We start from the raw sequence: 17,756 nt of genomic DNA, 5'->3' as shown, positions 1-17,756 counted from the left end.
TACTCCCGGTTGTCAAGGCCGGGGCAATGGCACCAAGCCTTGAAGATCTTTGCAGTGGACCGCAGCTTTTGCCACACGTTCGACCCGGCGCATGGGTAGAATCATTATTCTAGACCCTTTTGAGAGAAGGCTAATGGCCCAGCCCTACAGTGCGCGCAGCCGCGCCATCGAACCTTTCCACGTGATGGCCCTGCTGGCCCGCGCCAACGAGCTGCAGGCGAGCGGTTGCGACGTGATCCACCTGGAAATCGGCGAACCGGACTTCACCACCGCGGCGCCTATCATCGAGGCCGGCCAGGCCGCGCTGGCCCAGGGGCATACCCGTTATACCGCCGCCCGCGGGCTGCCGGCGCTGCGTGAGGCCATTGCCACCTTCTACCAGCAGCGTTACGGGCTGAGCATCGACCCGCAACGCATCCTCATTACCCCGGGCGGCTCCGGCGCCTTGCTGCTGGCTGCCAGCCTGCTGGTCGATCCGGGCAAGCACTGGCTCCTCGCCGACCCGGGCTACCCGTGCAACCGGCACTTCCTGCGCCTGGTCGAAGGTGCTGCGCAACTGGTGCCGGTGGGGCCAGAGGTGAATTATCAATTGACCGCCGATCTGGTCGAGCGCTACTGGGACCAGGACACCGTCGGCGCCCTGGTGGCGTCGCCGGCCAACCCGACCGGCACGGTGCTTGATCGCGACGAACTGGCCGGCCTGTCGGCCGCTACCCGTGCGCGCAAGGGTCACCTGGTGGTGGATGAGATCTACCACGGCCTGACCTACGGCATGGATGCACCGAGTGTGCTGGAAGTCGACGACGAAGCCTTCGTCCTTAATAGTTTTTCCAAGTATTTCGGCATGACCGGCTGGCGCCTGGGTTGGCTGGTTGCGCCACCGGCGGCAGTGGCTGACCTGGAGAAACTGGCGCAGAACCTCTACATCAGTGCACCGAGCATGGCCCAGCATGCGGCATTGGCATGTTTCCAGCCCGGGACCCTGGCCATCCTCGAAGAACGGCGAGCGGAATTTGCCCGCCGTCGCGACTTTCTCTTGCCGGCCTTGCGTGAACTGGGCTTCAGGATTGCCGTCGAGCCTCAGGGCGCGTTCTACCTGTACGCCGACATCAGCGCCTTTGGCGGTGATGCCTTTGCCTTCTGCCAGCACTTCCTTGAAACCGAGCATGTGGCCTTCACCCCGGGCCTGGACTTCGGCCGCCACCAGGCCGGGCACCATGTACGCTTTGCCTACACCCAGAGCTTGCCGCGCTTGCAGCAAGCGGTTGAGCGAATTGCCCGCGGACTGCGGAGCTGGCAAGGCTGATGCGTTTTTCACCCACACTCGAAACCGCACGTTTGCTGCGCCGCTACAAGCGCTTCCTGGCCGATATCGAACTGGCCAACGGCGAGCAGATGACCATCCATTGCCCCAACACCGGCTCGATGTTCAATTGCATGGTCGAGGGCGGCCAGGTCTGGTTCAGTCGTTCCAACGACCCCAAGCGCAAGCTGCCCGGCACCTGGGAAATCAGTGAAACCCCGCAGGGGCGCCTGGCCTGTGTGAACACCGGGCGGGCCAACACCCTGGTTGAAGAAGCCTTGCGCGCCGGGATCATCAGTGAACTGGCAGGCTTTACCGGGCTCAAGCGCGAGGTGGCCTATGGCGAGGAGAACAGCCGGGTGGACTTTCGCCTGGAGTTCGCCGAGGGGCCGGCCTACGTCGAGGTCAAGAGCGTGACCCTGGGCTTCGATGATTGCAGCGTGGCCGCCTTCCCCGATGCGGTGACCCAGCGCGGCGCCAAGCACCTGCGTGAACTGGCAGCCTTGGCTCGCCAGGGTGTGCGTGCGGTGCAGCTGTATTGCGTGAACCTGAGCGGTGTCGAAGCCGTACGCCCGGCCGACGAGATCGACAGGGCCTATGCCGATGCGCTACGCGCTGCGGTGGCCGACGGCGTCGAGGTGCTTGCCTATGGCACGCGGATCGATGGCGAGCAGGTCTATATCGATCGGCCGTTGCCGGTATTGCTCAGTCGATAAGCCAGATGCCCTGGCTGTCTTCGCGGCAGCCCAGGGCCGTCAGTTGCTCGCCCTCGCAGGGACCCGCCACGCATTCGCCGGATTCGATCAGAAACAGCGCGCCATGGCGCCCGCAGGCAATCAGGCTGGCGCTGCTGTCGAGAAAGGCGTCAGGCTCCCAGTTCAGGGGGATACCGCGATGGGGGCAGTAATTGCGGTACAGGTAGACAGTGCCCGCACGTCGAACCGCGAAAATCCCGAGGTCATCGACACTGAAGCCGCGGCTCTGGCCTTCGCTCAGTTGTTCGGAACGACAAAGAAAATGCATGGTGAGGGGTTACCTGAAGTCACAGTGACGGCTTGACGTGCAAATGCAAATAATTATCAAATTGCCTGCATCAGCCGTATCGGACGCTTTATACCGTGCGTCCCCGGCATTATCCACCCGGATTGCCGTTCCTCCTCATTCAAGGAAGCCTGTTATGCGCCCAAGTGCCCGCCTGATCGCCCTGTGTGCCGGTCTTGTGTTCAACACCCTGGCCCAGGCTGAAGCCTTGCCGCAGCGCTGGGTCAGCGCCGGTGGGGCTTTGAGTGAGTGGGTTGCAGCGCTGGGAGGGGAGCAGAAACTGGTGGGGGTCGATACCACCAGCCAGCATCCTGAGTCGCTCAAGGCCTTGCCGAGCATCGGCTACCAGCGCCAGTTGTCTGCCGAAGGTGTGCTGAGCCTGCGCCCGGATGTGCTGGTGGGGACCGAGGAAATGGGGCCGCCGCCAGTGCTGGCGCAAATCCGTGGCGCCGGGGTCAAGGTCGAACTGCTTTCCAGCAAGGCTGATCTGGCGGCAGTCGAAACCAACCTGCAGCAACTGGGGCGCTTGCTCGGCAACGAGAACCAGGCCCGGCAGTTGTTTGCCGACTACCGCCAGCAACTGGCTGCCTTGCAGGGCAAGATCAAACAACTGCAAACCCGTCAGGCCGCCCCTGGGGTGATCCTGCTGGTCGGTCATGCCGGCGCCAAACCCATGATCGCCGGCAAGGGTACCGCCGGTGATTGGCTGCTCAAACAGGCAGGTGCGCGCAACCTGGCCGATAACGAAGGCTACAAGAACTTCTCGGTTGAAGCACTGGCGGCGCTCGATCCCGATGTACTGGTGTTTGCCGACCGTAGCCTCAGCGGCGAGCAGGCCTTGCAGGCATTGCTCAAGGAAAATCCGGCCCTGAGCGCCTCGCGCGCCGCACGCAGCAATCGCCTGATCGAGTTGGACCCGACCCTGCTGGTCGGCGGGCTCGGTCCGCGTCTGCCGACTACCTTGCAGAACCTGTCCACAGCCTTCTATCCGACAGCCCGATGAACCGGCTGATCAAACCGCGCACGCTGTTCGTCACCCTGGCACTGTTGTGCCTGCTGGCGATCTGGTTGTCGCTGGCGCTGGGGCCGGTCAGCCTGCCACTGCTCGATACCCTGCGGGCCGGGGCGCGGCTGGTCGGGTTGCCGGTGGCCGGAGAAGGGCTGGAGCAGGCCGAGCTGATCCTTGGCCAGATTCGCCTGCCACGAACCCTGCTGGGGGTGGCTGTGGGCGCGGTGCTGGCGCTGACCGGGGTGGCGATGCAGGGGCTGTTTCGCAATCCGCTGGCCGACCCCGGCCTGGTCGGTGTCTCCGCTGGCGCCGCGCTTGGTGCGGCGGTGGCGATTGTCGGCGGCGCGTGGGTCGGTGGCATTCCTGAGGTGTTCGGCCCCTACCTGTTATCGCTGTGCGCCTTTCTTGGCGGCTTGGCGGTGACCGCGCTGGTGTATCGCCTCGGCCGGCGCGATGGCCAGACCAATGTCGCCACCATGTTGCTGGCGGGCATCGCCTTGACCGCCTTGGCCGGTGCGGCGGTCGGGCTGTTCACTTATCTGGCCGATGACGCCACCTTGCGTACCTTGACGTTCTGGAACCTGGGCAGCCTCAACGGCGCGAGCTATCAGCGCCTGTGGCCGCTGGTGCTGGTCGCCATCGTCGTTTCGCTGTGGCTGCCGCGGCGGGCCCAGGCCTTGAATGCCCTGTTGCTGGGCGAGTCCGAAGCCCGGCACTTGGGCATCGAGGTTGAGAAACTCAAGCGCGAACTGGTGTTCTGCACCGCTTTGGGGGTGGGCGCGGCGGTGGCGGCGGCGGGGCTGGTCGGCTTTATTGGCCTGGTGGTGCCGCATCTGGTACGTCTACTGGCGGGGCCTGATCACCGCGTGCTGCTACCGGCATCGCTGTTGGCTGGCGCTTCACTATTGTTGTTCGCCGACCTGGTCGCCCGCTTGGCGCTGGCGCCTGCGGAACTGCCCATCGGTATTGTCACCGCGTTTATCGGCGCACCGTTCTTCCTCTACTTGCTGCTGCGAGGGCGTGCCTGATGTTGCGAGTCGAGAATCTGTCGCTGCGCCGGGGCTCAAACCAGGTGCTGAGCGATATCAGCCTGGTGCTGGAAGCCGGCCAGGTGCTAGGTGTGTTGGGCCCTAACGGCGCGGGTAAAAGCAGCCTGCTGGGGGTGATGTGTGGTGAGCTCAGTGCCAGCGAAGGGCGAGTGACCCTGGATGAGCGAGGTCTATGTGACTGGCCCGGTCAGCAGCGCGCCCAGCGTTTGGCAGTATTGCCGCAGGTGTCCAGCCTGGGTTTTGCCTTCAAGGTCGAAGAGGTGGTGGGTATGGGGCGCTTGCCGCACAACAGCGGCTTTGAACGCGACCAGCAGATCATCGACCTGGCCTTGCAGGCCGCCGATGCCAGCCATCTGATCGGGCGCAGTTACCTGGCGCTCTCCGGGGGCGAACGTCAACGCGTGCACCTGGCCCGGGTGCTGGCGCAGCTGTGGCCAGGGGAGGGGGGCAGAATCCTGTTGCTCGACGAGCCGACTTCGATGCTCGACCCGTTGCACCAGCACACCACCTTGCAAGCGGTGCGCGAGTTCGCCGACCGCGGTGCTGCAGTGCTGGTCATCCTGCATGACCTGAACCTTGCCGCGCGCTACTGTGACCGCATCCTGCTGCTCGAGCAGGGCCGCGCCCACGCCCTGGATACCCCGCAGCAGGTATTGCGCCCGGATTCACTCAAGGCTGTGTTCGGCATCGACGTATTGGTACAACCCCACCCTGAGCGCGGGCACCCGCTGATCATCGCCCGCTAGGGCGCCCCGGAGGCCAACGCGAGGAAAAATACCAGGCAAAAAAAGACCCGGCAAAGTGCCGGGTCAATAACCGTGATTAGCCTGATGAGGAGATAATCTGAGAGTCCGAACCAGGGGCTTTCAGGTTACCCAACCAGTCTCGCGACCAGTTGTGATAATCATAACGATTCTCATTATCGAGTCAAGCGCCGTGGCTTAATATTCTCGATTATTTTTCTGTACACCCGCTTTACCGTCCAGTTGCTGGTTCAAGGCTTCCTTGCGTTCGGCCGGAATGTCATTCCAGTGCACATCGAGCAAGGCGCCTTCGATTGCATAGAGCAGCACCTTCGAAGCCCGGAAGCCTCGGGTGCGCACGGCCTTGTAGGCATTGACCGCACCCAGCCGGCGTAGGTCCGAAGCGCTGTGGATGCCGACCGCATGCAGCCACTGCGCAGAAGTCTTGCCAAGGTTTTTCAGATGCTGGAGTTCATCGTTCATCAAGCCTCCTTGCGACGGCTGAACGGGTCTTGATTGAGGAATCGCGGCAGGTCAATGAGGAGTGTAGCGGCACTTGGGAAATACGCGGCGTTTTGCCATCCGCGTGCCGACGGGTAGCCGAAAACCGCCCGCAAGGCCGCAGCCCGCGGGCGTTTCGCTCGTTGGTATCAGCGTGTACGGTAGCGCAAGCGGGTGCCGAAATTGACCGACATGAGGATCTCGTCGGCGCTCAGTTCGCTGGGAAAGTAGGTGCCGGAAATCTGCGCATGGGCAAGGCTGGCGCCTTCCAGGCTGTTGTGCCGCAAGTCCAGGCCGCGCAGGTCGGAGGCACGGAAGTAGGCATCGGTGAAGTCGATGCCGGTGGTGTCCAGGTCGCGCAGGTCGAGCCCACGGAAATCACCGCCGCGAAAGTCGACGGTGCCGTCCCTGGGCTTCTCGCGGTTGAAGCTGGTGATCTGTTCGTCATGCACCAATGCATACAGCGCGCTGTCCAGTTGCCGTGGCTGACTCATGAGACACCTCCTTGTTTGAGCTTATGGTGACACTATAGTGCCACCATTGCGGAGGTGCTCGGAATCAGGCGTGAAGTGTCGACTGCTTCACGTCTCGGGGTGCATTACAGCCCTGGCAGGCGCTGGCGGATCTGTTTGACCAGCAGGTCGAGGCTGCCGCTTTCGTTGGTTTCCACCCGCTTGCTCTGCAGCAGCTCTTCGGCGCTGAGCGGGTCACGGCTGGCCTGCTGAGCCTTGACCACTTCGAGGGTGGCGTCCGACGGATCGTTCTGATCGGCCTGACGCTGGGCCAGCCAACTGGCAATCACCGCATCCGGTGCATTGCAGTCGAGGATCAGGAACGGCACACCGGTTTCGCTGGCAACGCCGGCTGCGGCCTGACGCTGGTCGTGCTTGAGGTAAGTGGCGTCGATGACCACCGGGAAGCCGGCACGCAGGATGGTTTCGGCCAGCTGATGCAGGCGCTGGTAGGTGGCCTGGCTGGCGTCTGCACTATAAATGCCGGCTTGCAACTGGCCGGCATTGGCGCTGGCTTGTTCACCGAACAGGCGCTTGCGCTCGACGTCCGAACGCAGGCGGATGGCGCCCAGGGCATCGACCAGGCGCATGGCCACGTGGCTCTTGCCGACGGCGGAAACACCGTGGGTGATGGCCAAAAAGCGCGACGGAATGGCGCTGTAGCTTTCCGCCAGGTTGGCGTAGTTGCGGTAGGTGCGCAGGGTGGTGGCGCGCTGCACGGCATCGGCGTTGGCCGGCATGCTGAACAGGGCGACCTTGGCCCGCACCAGTGCGCGGTAGGCCTTGTAGAAGTTCAGCAACTCCAGGCCGGCATAATCGCCGGTCAGCTCCAGGTACTGACTGATGAAGCGCCGCGACAGCGATTTCAGGCCGCGGTCTTCAAGGTCCATGGCCAGGAACGCGGCGTCGGCGTAGACGTCGGTCAGGCGGAACGGCTCGTTGAACTCGATGCAGTCGAAAATCACCACCTTGCCGTCGATCAGGGTGGCGTTGCCCAGGTGGATGTCACCGTGGCATTCGCGAATGAAACCTTCTGCCTTACGCTGCTCAAGCAGACCGTGCAGGCGCTTGAAGCTGTCCTGGGCCCAGGCCTGCAAGGCATCCAGTTGTTGCAGGTCGGCCTTGTCGGACAGGAACGGGCGAATCTGTTCGAAGTTCTGCTCGACCGGGGCCATGACGCTGTCCGGGGTGCCCAGCGGATGCTCCACGGCCACCTTCGGCGCCGCCAGGTGGAAGCGGGCGATCTGTTCGGCCATCTGGTCGATGTGCGCGGCGGTCAGTTCGCTATTGGCCTGCAGGGTGCTGAGCATCTGGCTCTGAGGGAACTGGCGCATTTTCAGCGCGTATTCGATCGGCTCGCCTTCGCCGCCCAGTTGCGGTGCTTCGACGCTGCCGGTGATCGGCAGCACTTCCAGGTACAGGCCTTCGGTCAGGCGCTGGTTCAGGCGCAGCTCTTCGGCGCAGAAGTGCGCGCGCTGGGATAACTGGGTGAAGTCGAGGAAACCGAAGTTCATCGGCTTCTTGATCTTGTAGGCATAGTCACCAGTGAGCAGCACCCAGGAGATATGCGTCTCGATGACCTGAAATGCCTTCACCGGGTGAGGGAACAGGGCGGGATTCTGCAGTGCTGTGATCAAGGCTTGGCTCACGGGCGATCCTTCTGGGTCAGGAGATTCGAATCGGCCATTATGGCCGCAAGCGGGGCTGGTGCAAACCGCCGGAGGGCGCCTGTCGATGATTGATAAAGTGCGTATAATCCGCCGCCATGACTCGATCCCGATCCCCCCGTACCGCTAAAAAACGCCCGTCTGGCCGCTCGCGTGCCTGGCTGGGCTGGGCCCTGAAGCTCAGCCTGGTCGGCCTTGTGCTGGTGGCGGGCTATGCCATTTACCTCGACGCCGTGGTCCAGGAGAAGTTCTCCGGCAAGCGCTGGACGATTCCGGCCAAGGTTTACGCCCGGCCGCTGGAGCTGTTCGTCGGCCAGAAGCTGAGCAAGGCTGATTTCCTTATCGAGCTCGATGCCCTCGGCTATCGCCGCGAAAGCGTCGCCAATGGCCCGGGTGCGGCGGCGGTCAACGGTAATACCGTCGATCTGAATACCCGTGGCTTCCAGTTCTATGAAGGCATGGAGCCGGCGCAAGGCGTGCGCGTGCGTTTTTCCGGCGACTACGTTGCCAGCCTGAGTGGCGCCAACGGCTCGAAGCTCGACGTGGTGCGTCTGGAGCCGCTGCTGATCGGCGGCCTGTACCCGAAAAACCTCGAAGACCGCATCCTGATCAAGATCGACCAGGTGCCGCCTTACTTGCTGGAAACCCTGGTGGCGGTGGAAGACCGCGACTTCTATCACCACTTCGGCGTATCGCCCAAGTCGATTGCCCGGGCGGTGTGGGTCAACACGTCATCCGGCGCCATGCGCCAGGGCGGCAGTACCCTGACCCAGCAGTTGGTGAAGAACTTCTACCTGACCAACGAACGCAGCCTCAGCCGCAAGCTCAATGAAGCAATGATGGCGTTGTTGCTCGAACTGCATTACGACAAGCGGGAAATCCTTGAGGCCTACCTCAACGAGGTGTTTGTCGGCCAGGACGGCCAGCGCGCCGTGCACGGCTTTGGCCTGGCCAGTCAGTTCTTCTTCAGCCAGCCGCTGTCGGAACTCAAGCTGCATCAGGTCGCCTTGCTGGTCGGTATGGTCAAGGGGCCTTCCTATTACAACCCGCGGCGTTACCCGGAACGGGCGACGGTACGGCGTAACCTGGTGCTCGACCTGCTGGCTGAGCAGGGCGTGGCGACCCCGGAAGCGGTGGAAGCGGCCAAGAAGATGCCATTGGGCGTGACCAAGCGCGGCAGCCTGGCCGACAGCTCGTACCCGGGCTTCCTCGACCTGGTCAAACGCCAGCTGCGCCAGGACTATCGCGACGAGGACTTGACCGAAGAAGGCCTGCGCATCTTCACCAGTTTCGACCCGATCCTGCAGATGAAGTCCGAAGCGGCCATGGGCGAGACCTTCAAGCGCCTGGCCGGGCGCAAGGGCGCGGATGAAGTCGAAGCGGCAATGGTGGTGACCAACCCGGAAACCGGTGAAGTCCAGGCCCTGATCGGTAGCCGCCAGGCTGGATTTGCCGGCTTCAACCGCGCCATCGACGCGGTGCGGCCAATCGGCTCGCTGGTCAAGCCAGCGGTGTACCTGACCGCCCTGGAAAAACCGAGCAAATACACCCTGACCAGTTGGCTGCAGGACGAGCCGTTTTCGGTCAAAGGCGCCGATGGCCAGGTGTGGAAACCGCAGAACTACGATCGGCGTTCCCACGGCACCATCTATCTGTATCAGGGCCTGGCCAACTCCTACAACCTGTCGACGGCCAAGCTTGGCCTGGAGTTGGGGGTGTCGAACGTGCTCAACACCATCGGCCGGCTGGGCGTGAACGTTGACTGGCCAGCCTTCCCGTCGATGCTGCTGGGCGCCGGCGGGATGTCGCCGATGCAGGTTGCGACCATGTACCAGACCCTGGCCAATGGCGGTTTCAATACGCCGATGCGCGGCATTCGCAGCGTGCTCACCGCCGAAGGCGAGCCGCTCAAGCGTTATCCGTTCCAGATCCAGCAAACCTTCGACCCGGGCGCCATTTATCTGGTGCAGAACGCTATGCAGCGGGTGATGCGCGAAGGTACCGGGCGTTCGGTCTACAGTGTGCTGCCAGGCTCGTTGAACCTGGCGGGCAAGACCGGTACCAGTAACGACTCCCGTGACAGCTGGTTCGCAGGCTTCAGCCAGGACCTGCTGGCGGTGGTGTGGCTGGGCCGTGACGACAACGGTAAAACACCGTTCACCGGCGCCACGGGTGCCTTGCAGGTCTGGACCAGCTTCATGCGCAAGGCCGACCCGCTGCCGCTGGACATGCCGCAGCCCGACAACGTGGTTCAGGCCTGGGTCGATCCGCACAGTGGCCAGGGCTCGGACGCCAGTTGCCCGGGCGCCGTGCAGATGCCGTATATTCGTGGGAGTGAACCGCCGGCCGGAGCTGCCTGTGGCGGTGAGCCGGACCCTGCCGAGTCCGTCATGGACTGGGTCAAGGGTTGGATGAATTAAGCACTAGCCTAAAGAGGGTGTGAAGTGAACAAGTGGTGGTTTCCAGCCTTGACGGCGCTGGCTTTGCTCAATGGCTGCGCCAGCAATCCGCGCGGCTCCATTCCCGTGGTCGATTCCAGTACCCGGGTGTCCAACAGTGAGCGGGTCACGGCCAACCGTGGCGCGCCTGCGCAGATCTACAGCGGTACGCGCCAGGCGCAAGCCGTGCCGCAGGACTCCGGGGTGATGGTCATGGTCCCGCAAGGTGCCGGCGCTGCACCGATCCAGACGTTCCCGGCATCCACCGGCGCCGCACCGATCAGCACCGGACCGATTACCCCGGGGCCGAGCAGCTCGGCGCCATTCGACAGCAGCTCGACCAACGCCGGCAGCTACACCATGCCGAGCAGCAGCGCCCCGAGCGCGCCGAGCGGGATTCCGCGCGCCAGTGCTGCCAGCGGCGGCCTGTCGGCTGACGAACAACTCGACGGCCCGGTGCTGGCGCTGTTGACCACCGCCCAGCAGCAACAGAGCGGCGGCGACTACAACGGCGCTTCGTCGAGCCTGGAGCGTGCCCAGCGCATTGCCCCGCGTGAGCCGCAGGTGCTCTACCGTCTGGCCCAGGTGCGCCTGGCCCAGGGCGATGCCGCGCAGTCCGAGCAACTGGCGCGCCGTGCACTGACCTACGCCAACGGCCGCCCCGACCTGCAGGCCGGGTTGTGGAACATCATTGCCCAGGCACGCGAGAAACAGGGTGATTCAGCTGGCGCAGCGTTGGCGCGGCAGAAAGCCCAGGTCAACCTGTGATGGATCCGCGCATTCTCGATATCGCCGATCACCTGTTGTTGATCGAGCATGAGCTGCGCCTCCAGGGCTGGTGGAGTGATGAGCCGCCCAGCGCCCAGGCGTTGGCCAGCACGGTGCCCTTCGCCGTCGACAGCATGAACTTCGATCAGTGGCTGCAGTGGATTTTCCTGCCGAAGATGAAAGTGATTCTCGAGAAAGGGCTGCCGTTGCCAAATGCCTCCGGCATCCTGGTCATGGCTGAAACGGTATACGTCGACCGCCCGGAGCAAAGCCGCGAGCTACGCAGGCTGCTAGCAGAGTTTGACCAATTGATCAGTCCTTCTGCCTGAATTTCCCTCTTTTCACCCTTGGAGCCACAGATTGTGGCTCTTTTTATTTGTATTGTTTATTTTTCTGCTGCTGTCTTTGGTATTAGTGGTTGCTGTTGATCGTCCTTGCGCGAAATTGGCAATAATTTTTCTTGACTTGCGCGCGCCGAAAAAGAAGAATCCAGATTCCGCTGTAGAGGGACTGCCAGAAGCAGACCCGCTAAGCAGATCATGAGGCGCACACCCGCGCCGACCTGTAACACCCCGCAACGCGTTACCTCGCGCTGGGTGGGAAAACCCCGCAACACTTTGGGGCGCTCCCAATACTTGCTCAGTCAGTGCTGACGTAGTCGGCGATTCCGTCGCTCATGCTCTGCTTGGCAGTAAACCTATTAAGACCCGTCCAGCGTGGACGGTATTCTGGCGTTTTAGAGGTGAACAACGTGGAGCTTTTATCTGGCGCTGAGATGGTCGTCCGCTTTTTGCGTGACGAAGGCGTTAAGCACATCTACGGGTACCCTGGTGGTGCTCTCCTTCATGTTTACGATGCCCTGTTCAAAGAACCGGAAGTAAGCCACATCCTGGTTCGTCACGAGCAGGCAGCGACCCATATGGCGGACGGTTACGCCCGTGCCACCGGCAAGGCCGGCGTGGTACTGGTGACCTCTGGTCCAGGCGCGACCAATGCCATCACCGGTATTGCCACCGCGTACATGGACTCCATTCCGATGGTCATCCTCTCCGGTCAGGTGCCCAGCACCATGGTCGGTACCGATGCCTTCCAGGAAACCGACATGATCGGTATTTCCCGGCCGATCGTGAAGCACAGCTTCATGATCAAACATGCCTCGGAAATCCCTGAAGTCCTGAAAAAAGCCTTCTATCTGGCGCAGTCCGGTCGCCCGGGCCCGGTCGTGGTCGATATCCCCAAAGACATGACCAACCCGGCGGAAAAGTTCGAATACGTCTACCCCAAAAAGGTCAAGATGCGTTCCTACAGCCCGGCTGTTCGTGGTCACTCGGGGCAGATCCGCAAGGCTGCCGAGATGCTCCTGGCCGCCAAGCGCCCAGTGGTCTATGCCGGTGGCGGCGTGATCCTCGGCGGCGGCTCTGCCGCGCTGACCGAAGTTGCGCAGATGCTCAACCTGCCGGTCACCAACACCTTGATGGGCCTGGGTGGCTATCCGGGTACCGACCGCCAGTTCCTCGGCATGCTCGGCATGCACGGCAGCTACACCGCCAACCTGGCCATGCACCACGCTGACGTGATCTTCGCCGTCGGTGCGCGTTTCGACGACCGCGTGGTCAACGGCCCGGCCAAGTTCTGCCCGAACGCCAAGGTTATCCACATCGACATCGACCCGGCGTCGATCTCCAAGACCATCAAGGCCGACGTGCCGATTGTGGGGCCGGTCGAGAGCGTACTGACCGAAATGGTCGCGACCTTGCGCGAAATCGGCGAGCAGCCGGACAAGGCGGCCATGGACGCCTGGTGGAAGCAGATCGAAGAATGGCGTGGCGGTCGCGACATGTTCCCTTACGACAAGGGCGACGGCAGCGTGATCAAGCCGCAGACCGTGATCGAGACCCTCTGCGAAGTGACCAAGGGCGATGCCTTTGTTACCTCCGACGTTGGTCAGCACCAGATGTTCGCGGCGCAGTATTACCGCTTTAACAAACCCAACCGCTGGATCAACTCCGGTGGCCTGGGCACCATGGGCTTCGGCTTCCCTGCGGCCATGGGCGTCAAGCTGAACTTCCCGGACCAGGACGTTGCCTGCGTGACCGGCGAGGGCAGTATCCAGATGAACATCCAGGAGCTGTCTACCTGCCTGCAGTACGACCTGCCGGTGAAGATCGTCAACCTGAACAACGGCGTATTGGGCATGGTTCGCCAATGGCAGGACATGGCCTACAACAGCCGTCACTCGCACTCCTACATGGAATCGCTGCCTGACTTCGTCAAGCTGGCCGAAGCCTATGGTCACGTGGGTATCCGCATCACCAGCCTGAAAGACCTCAAGCCCAAGCTCGAGGAGGCGTTCGCCATGAAGGATCGCCTGGTGTTCATCGATATCCAGGTCGACAACAGCGAGCACGTCTACCCGATGCAGATCAAAGACGGCTCGATGCGCGATATGTGGCTGAGCAAGACGGAGCGTACCTAATCATGCGGCACATTATTTCCCTGCTGTTGGAAAACGAACCCGGTGCCTTGTCCCGCGTGGTCGGTCTGTTCTCGCAGCGTAACTACAACATCGAAAGCCTGACGGTGGCGCCAACCGAAGACCCGACCCTGTCGCGTCTGACGTTGACCACGGTCGGTCATGATGAGGTGATCGAGCAGATCACCAAAAACCTGAACAAGCTGGTTGAAGTCGTCAAGCTGGTCGACCTCTCGGAAAGCGCGCACATCGAACGTGAACTGATGCTGGTCAAGATCAAGGCCACGGGCGCCCAGCGTGCTGAGATCAAGCGCACCACCGATATCTATCGTGGGCAGATCGTCGATGTCAGCAGCAGCGTCTATACCGTTCAGCTTACTGGCGCCAGCGACAAGCTTGACAGCTTCATTCAGGCCATCGGTACCGCGTCCATTCTCGAAACAGTGCGCAGCGGCGTTACCGGCATTGCCCGTGGCGACAAAGTGCTCAGCATCTAACTCAAAAAATTAGCGATGGCCTTACGGGCCGAGATAACAGGGGTATTTTCATGAAAGTTTATTACGACAAAGACTGTGACCTTTCCATCATCCAGGGCAAGAAAGTTGCCATCATCGGTTACGGCTCCCAGGGCCACGCTCAGGCGTGCAACCTGAAAGACTCCGGTGTGGACGTCACTGTCGGTCTGCGTAAAGGTTCGGCCACCGTTGCCAAAGCCGAAGCTCACGGCCTGAAAGTTGCCGATGTAGCGACCGCTGTTGCCGCTGCCGACCTGGTCATGATCCTGACCCCGGACGAGTTCCAGTCCCAGCTGTACAAGAACGAAGTCGAGCCGAACATCAAGAAGGGCGCCACCCTGGCCTTCTCCCACGGTTTCGCCATCCACTACAACCAGGTCGTTCCACGCGCCGACCTGGACGTGATCATGATCGCGCCAAAAGCGCCAGGTCACACTGTACGTTCCGAGTTCGTCAAAGGCGGCGGCATCCCTGACCTGATCGCGGTCTACCAGGACGCTTCCGGCAATGCCAAGAACGTTGCCCTGTCCTACGCTGCTGGCGTTGGTGGCGGCCGTACCGGCATCATCGAAACCACCTTCAAGGACGAGACCGAAACCGACCTGTTCGGCGAGCAGGCTGTTCTGTGTGGCGGTACCGTCGAGCTGGTCAAAGCCGGTTTCGAAACCCTGGTTGAAGCTGGCTACGCGCCAGAAATGGCCTACTTCGAGTGCCTGCACGAACTGAAGCTGATCGTTGACCTCATGTACGAAGGCGGTATCGCCAACATGAACTACTCGATCTCCAACAACGCCGAATACGGCGAGTACGTGACCGGCCCAGAAGTCATCAACGCCGAATCCCGCCAGGCCATGCGCAACGCTCTGAAGCGCATCCAGGACGGCGAATACGCCAAGATGTTCATCAGCGAAGGCGCCACTGGCTACCCTTCGATGACCGCCAAGCGTCGTAACAACGCTGCCCACGGCATCGAAGTCATCGGCGAGCAACTGCGCTCGATGATGCCTTGGATCGCGGCGAACAAAATCGTCGACAAGGCCAAGAACTGATCTTGTCCTGATGCGATGAAAACGCGGCTTCGGCCGCGTTTTTTCGTTTAGGCGGTCAGCTTCTGGTATAAAGCTTCATCGTTTGTCGGCGAACCCTCGTCGCAGACGTCTGTCGAAACTTTCCACACCGTTGCAAGGTAATGTCCATGAGCGAACGTCCCGAAGAGCCGAACAAGGCCTCTGACGCCGAAAGCCTGCTACCGATCGATGAGCATGTTGAAGAAGGGCATGACGCCGAAGGACGCAAGGTTCGGCATCGCGGCATCTATCTGCTGCCCAACCTGTTCACCACTGCGAACCTGTTCGCCGGTTTCTATTCGATCATCAACTCCATGAGCGCCCAGGCGGCCCTCAGTGCGGGTGATCCGCGCGAAGCGAGCAAGTATTTCGCCTTCGCCGCCATCGCCATTTTCGTCGCCATGGTCCTCGATGGCCTGGACGGCCGCGTGGCACGCATGACCAATACCCAGAGCGCCTTCGGTGCCGAGTACGACTCGCTGTCGGACATGGTCGCCTTCGGTGTTGCCCCGGCATTGCTCGCGTTCGGCTGGGCCCTGGGTGACATGGGTAAAGTCGGCTGGATGGTTGCCTTCATCTATGTTGCCGGTGCCGCGCTGCGTCTGGCGCGCTTCAACACCCAGGTCGGCAAGGCCGACAAGCGTTACTTCATCGGCCTCGCCAGCCCGGCTGCGGCCGGTGTGGTGGCCGGTACCGTCTGGGCCTTCAGCGACTATGGCATCCAGGGTTCGAAGCTGTCGTTCCTGGTGGCGCTGCTGGTGGCTGCGGCCGGCATGCTGATGGTCAGCAACATCAAGTACAACAGCTTCAAAGAGCTGGACCTCAAGGGGCGCGTGCCGTTCGTAGCGATCCTCGCCGTGGTGTTGGTGTTCGCGGTAGTCTTCAGTGACCCACCGCGCATCCTGCTGCTGGTGTTCCTCGGCTATGCGGCCTCCGGCCCTGTGCAATACCTGTTGCGCATGCGTCGGCGGAAAAACATCGAGTGATGTAATTTCGCTAGGGCTCCGTAGTCTACTGGTGCATCAGTCCTCCAGTTCTACGGAGCCATCATGCTCATCAAGCTGTCCAAAGCCTCCGATTGCAAAGAGTCGGAAATCACCCCCGAATCCCTTTATGTCTCGCGCCGCGCCATTCTCGGCGGGTCGCTGGCTGCCCTGGCCGCTACTGCGCTGCCGCGGTGGGCCGGTGCTGCCGACGCGTCGCGCTATGCCGATGTCGAGGCGGGCAGGGCGCCAGGCTGGTTCAGCGACAAGCTCGCCGCTACCAAGTGGCAAGCCGTGACGGCGCCGGGCGAAGCCATCACGCCGTTCAAGGATGCCACCCACTACAACAACTTCTACGAGTTCGGCGCCGACAAGGGCGATCCGGCAGCCAATGCCGGCAGCCTGAAAACCGAGCCATGGACAGTGGTGGTGGATGGTGAAGTCGGCAAGCCCGGGCGCTATGCCCTGGAAGACTTCATGAAACCCTACCAACTGGAAGAGCGTATCTACCGGCTGCGCTGCGTGGAGGCCTGGTCGATGGTCATACCCTGGCTGGGCTTTCCGTTGTCGGCGCTGCTCAAGCAGGTCGAGCCAACGTCCAAGGCACGCTTCATTCGCTTCGAAACCCTGCAAGACCCGAAGAGCATGCCCGGCCAGCGCTCAAGCTTTGCCCTGATCGACTGGCCTTATATAGAAGGCTTGCGCCTGGATGAGGCAATGAACCCGCTGGCGATCCTCGCTGTCGGCATGTACGGGCGCGAGTTGCCCAACCAGAACGGTGCACCGTTGCGTTTGGTGGTGCCGTGGAAGTACGGCTTCAAGAGCATCAAGTCGATCGTGCGCATCAGCCTGGTTGAAGCGCAGCCGCGCACCACCTGGCAGGCGATTGCCCCGGAAGAGTATGGCTTCTACGCCAACGTAAACCCCGAGGTCGATCACCCGCGCTGGACCCAGGCGCGTGAGCGGCGCCTGCCCAGCGGCCTGTTCAGCCCCAACGTGCGGCCAACGCAGATGTTCAATGGCTATGCCGAAGAAGTGGCAGGGCTGTACAGCGGCCTCGATCTGCGGAAGAACTACTGATGCGTTATCCATTGTTTCGACTCGGCATCTTCATCCTGGCCAGTATCTGGCCGCTGTGGTGGTTATATGAAGCGGCCATGCAAGCCCTTGGGCCGGATCCGGGCAAGATCCTGGTTGATCGCCTGGGCCTGGGCGCGTTGACCTTCTTGCTGATCACCTTGAGCATGACCCCCTTGCAGCGCCTTACCGGTTGGGCGGGCTGGATCGTCTCGCGGCGCCAGCTGGGCTTGTGGTGCTTTGCCTATATAGTGCTGCACCTGAGTGCCTACATGTTCTTCGTGCTTGGCCTGGATTGGGGGCAATTGGGTATCGAGCTGAGCAAGCGGCCTTACATCATCGTCGGTATGCTGGGCTTTGTGGGCTTGCTGGCACTCGCGGTGACCTCCAATCGGTATAGTCAGCGCCGCCTGGGCGCGCGTTGGAAAAAGTTGCACAAACTGGTCTACGCGATCCTGGGCCTGGGCCTTTTGCACTTTCTCTGGGTAGTGCGCGCCGACCTCAAGGAATGGTCGGTCTACGCTGCTATTGGCGTGTTCCTGCTGGCCTTGCGTATTCCCGCATTGGAGCGGCGAATCCCGCGGCTGGTAACGCGTAAAGCAGCTCCTGC

Annotated in this window: 18 protein-coding genes (1 of these 18 running past the window's edge); 14 read left to right on the top strand and 4 right to left on the bottom strand. The window is 62.0% G+C overall.

What is annotated here, in order from left to right:
* The first annotated feature begins 133 nt into the window (after positions 1 to 133).
* Together PspR32_RS22195 and sfsA are read left to right on the top strand one after the other, a co-directional pair.
* Positions 134 to 1,306 (top strand): pyridoxal phosphate-dependent aminotransferase, encoded by a 1,173-nt coding sequence (locus PspR32_RS22195; protein ID WP_010223003.1) that lies wholly within the window; start codon positions 134 to 136, stop codon positions 1,304 to 1,306.
* A complete protein-coding gene (gene sfsA / locus PspR32_RS22190; RefSeq protein ID WP_010223004.1) occupies positions 1,306 to 2,019 on the top strand; it encodes a DNA/RNA nuclease SfsA in 714 nt (237 codons plus the stop codon). Before PspR32_RS22195 ends, sfsA begins: the two co-directional genes overlap by 1 nt.
* Here sfsA and PspR32_RS22185 read toward each other — a convergent pair.
* The gene (locus PspR32_RS22185; protein ID WP_010223005.1) at positions 2,009 to 2,326 is read right to left on the bottom strand and encodes a Rieske (2Fe-2S) protein; all 318 of its coding nucleotides are present in this window, start codon (positions 2,324 to 2,326) and stop codon (positions 2,009 to 2,011) included. The genes sfsA and PspR32_RS22185 overlap by 11 nt on opposite strands.
* Before the next feature lie 154 nt (positions 2,327 to 2,480).
* On the opposite strand from PspR32_RS22185, the gene PspR32_RS22180 reads away from it, so the two are divergent.
* From PspR32_RS22180 to PspR32_RS22170, 3 genes are read left to right on the top strand one after another with little or no spacing between them, the layout of a single operon-like run.
* Positions 2,481 to 3,347 (top strand): heme/hemin ABC transporter substrate-binding protein, encoded by an 867-nt coding sequence (locus tag PspR32_RS22180; protein WP_010223006.1) that lies wholly within the window; start codon positions 2,481 to 2,483, stop codon positions 3,345 to 3,347.
* Between the two features lie 50 nt (positions 3,348 to 3,397).
* Positions 3,398 to 4,381 carry a FecCD family ABC transporter permease gene (locus tag PspR32_RS22175; RefSeq protein ID WP_162471130.1) on the top strand — a complete coding sequence of 328 codons (984 nt, stop codon included), beginning with the start codon at positions 3,398 to 3,400 and terminating at the stop codon, positions 4,379 to 4,381.
* Positions 4,381 to 5,148, top strand: coding sequence for a heme ABC transporter ATP-binding protein (locus PspR32_RS22170; protein ID WP_159389173.1), 768 nt, complete (start codon positions 4,381 to 4,383; stop codon positions 5,146 to 5,148). Before PspR32_RS22175 ends, PspR32_RS22170 begins: the two co-directional genes overlap by 1 nt.
* 195 nt (positions 5,149 to 5,343) lie before the next feature.
* Here PspR32_RS22170 and PspR32_RS22165 read toward each other — a convergent pair whose 3' ends face one another.
* From PspR32_RS22165 to PspR32_RS22155, 3 genes are all read right to left on the bottom strand, one after another.
* Positions 5,344 to 5,628, bottom strand: coding sequence for a TfoX/Sxy family protein (locus PspR32_RS22165; RefSeq protein WP_010223009.1), 285 nt, complete (start codon positions 5,626 to 5,628; stop codon positions 5,344 to 5,346).
* Between the two features lie 167 nt (positions 5,629 to 5,795).
* Positions 5,796 to 6,140 carry a pentapeptide repeat-containing protein gene (locus tag PspR32_RS22160; RefSeq protein ID WP_010223010.1) on the bottom strand — a complete coding sequence of 115 codons (345 nt, stop codon included), beginning with the start codon at positions 6,138 to 6,140 and terminating at the stop codon, positions 5,796 to 5,798.
* A 104-nt stretch (positions 6,141 to 6,244) separates the two neighbouring features.
* Entirely contained in the window at positions 6,245 to 7,807 is a 1,563-nt protein-coding gene (locus tag PspR32_RS22155) for a bifunctional aminoglycoside phosphotransferase/ATP-binding protein (protein WP_159389172.1), read from the bottom strand.
* A gap of 116 nt (positions 7,808 to 7,923) precedes the next feature.
* Between PspR32_RS22155 and mrcB the strand changes: the two genes are divergently transcribed.
* From mrcB to msrQ, 9 genes are all read left to right on the top strand, one after another.
* Positions 7,924 to 10,245 (top strand): penicillin-binding protein 1B, encoded by a 2,322-nt coding sequence (mrcB, locus tag PspR32_RS22150; RefSeq protein WP_159389171.1) that lies wholly within the window; start codon positions 7,924 to 7,926, stop codon positions 10,243 to 10,245.
* A 24-nt stretch (positions 10,246 to 10,269) separates the two neighbouring features.
* Complete coding sequence (locus PspR32_RS22145) at positions 10,270 to 11,031, top strand: lipoprotein (RefSeq protein WP_036996908.1); 762 nt, start codon at positions 10,270 to 10,272, stop codon at positions 11,029 to 11,031.
* Positions 11,028 to 11,360 carry a YqcC family protein gene (locus PspR32_RS22140; RefSeq protein WP_026001315.1) on the top strand — a complete coding sequence of 111 codons (333 nt, stop codon included), beginning with the start codon at positions 11,028 to 11,030 and terminating at the stop codon, positions 11,358 to 11,360. The genes PspR32_RS22145 and PspR32_RS22140 overlap by 4 nt, the downstream gene beginning before the upstream one ends.
* Positions 11,361 to 11,782: 422 nt before the next feature.
* The gene (locus PspR32_RS22135) at positions 11,783 to 13,507 is read left to right on the top strand and encodes an acetolactate synthase 3 large subunit (protein ID WP_010223015.1); all 1,725 of its coding nucleotides are present in this window, start codon (positions 11,783 to 11,785) and stop codon (positions 13,505 to 13,507) included.
* 2 nt (positions 13,508 to 13,509) lie between these two features.
* Positions 13,510 to 14,001, top strand: a complete 492-nt coding sequence (ilvN, locus tag PspR32_RS22130) for an acetolactate synthase small subunit (protein WP_010223016.1) — start codon at positions 13,510 to 13,512, stop codon at positions 13,999 to 14,001.
* A 50-nt stretch (positions 14,002 to 14,051) separates the two neighbouring features.
* Positions 14,052 to 15,068 (top strand): ketol-acid reductoisomerase, encoded by a 1,017-nt coding sequence (gene ilvC, locus PspR32_RS22125; protein WP_010223017.1) that lies wholly within the window; start codon positions 14,052 to 14,054, stop codon positions 15,066 to 15,068.
* Between the two features lie 146 nt (positions 15,069 to 15,214).
* Positions 15,215 to 16,072: a CDP-diacylglycerol--serine O-phosphatidyltransferase gene (gene pssA, locus PspR32_RS22120; RefSeq protein ID WP_010223018.1), complete on the top strand. Its 858-nt coding sequence runs from the start codon at positions 15,215 to 15,217 to the stop codon at positions 16,070 to 16,072.
* A 63-nt stretch (positions 16,073 to 16,135) separates the two neighbouring features.
* Entirely contained in the window at positions 16,136 to 17,149 is a 1,014-nt protein-coding gene (msrP, locus tag PspR32_RS22115; protein WP_010223019.1) for a protein-methionine-sulfoxide reductase catalytic subunit MsrP, read from the top strand.
* Positions 17,149 to 17,756: the 5' portion of a protein-methionine-sulfoxide reductase heme-binding subunit MsrQ gene (msrQ, locus tag PspR32_RS22110; protein WP_010223020.1), read on the top strand. It continues 13 nt past the right edge of the window; only the first 608 of its 621 coding nucleotides appear in the window; it begins with the start codon at positions 17,149 to 17,151; its stop codon lies beyond the right edge, outside the window. The genes msrP and msrQ overlap by 1 nt, the downstream gene beginning before the upstream one ends.

Origin of the sequence: Pseudomonas sp. R32 (genome assembly GCF_009866705.1) — a bacterium.
GTDB lineage: Bacteria > Pseudomonadota > Gammaproteobacteria > Pseudomonadales > Pseudomonadaceae > Aquipseudomonas > Aquipseudomonas donghuensis.
This window is presented reverse-complemented; position numbering and strand designations above follow the sequence as displayed.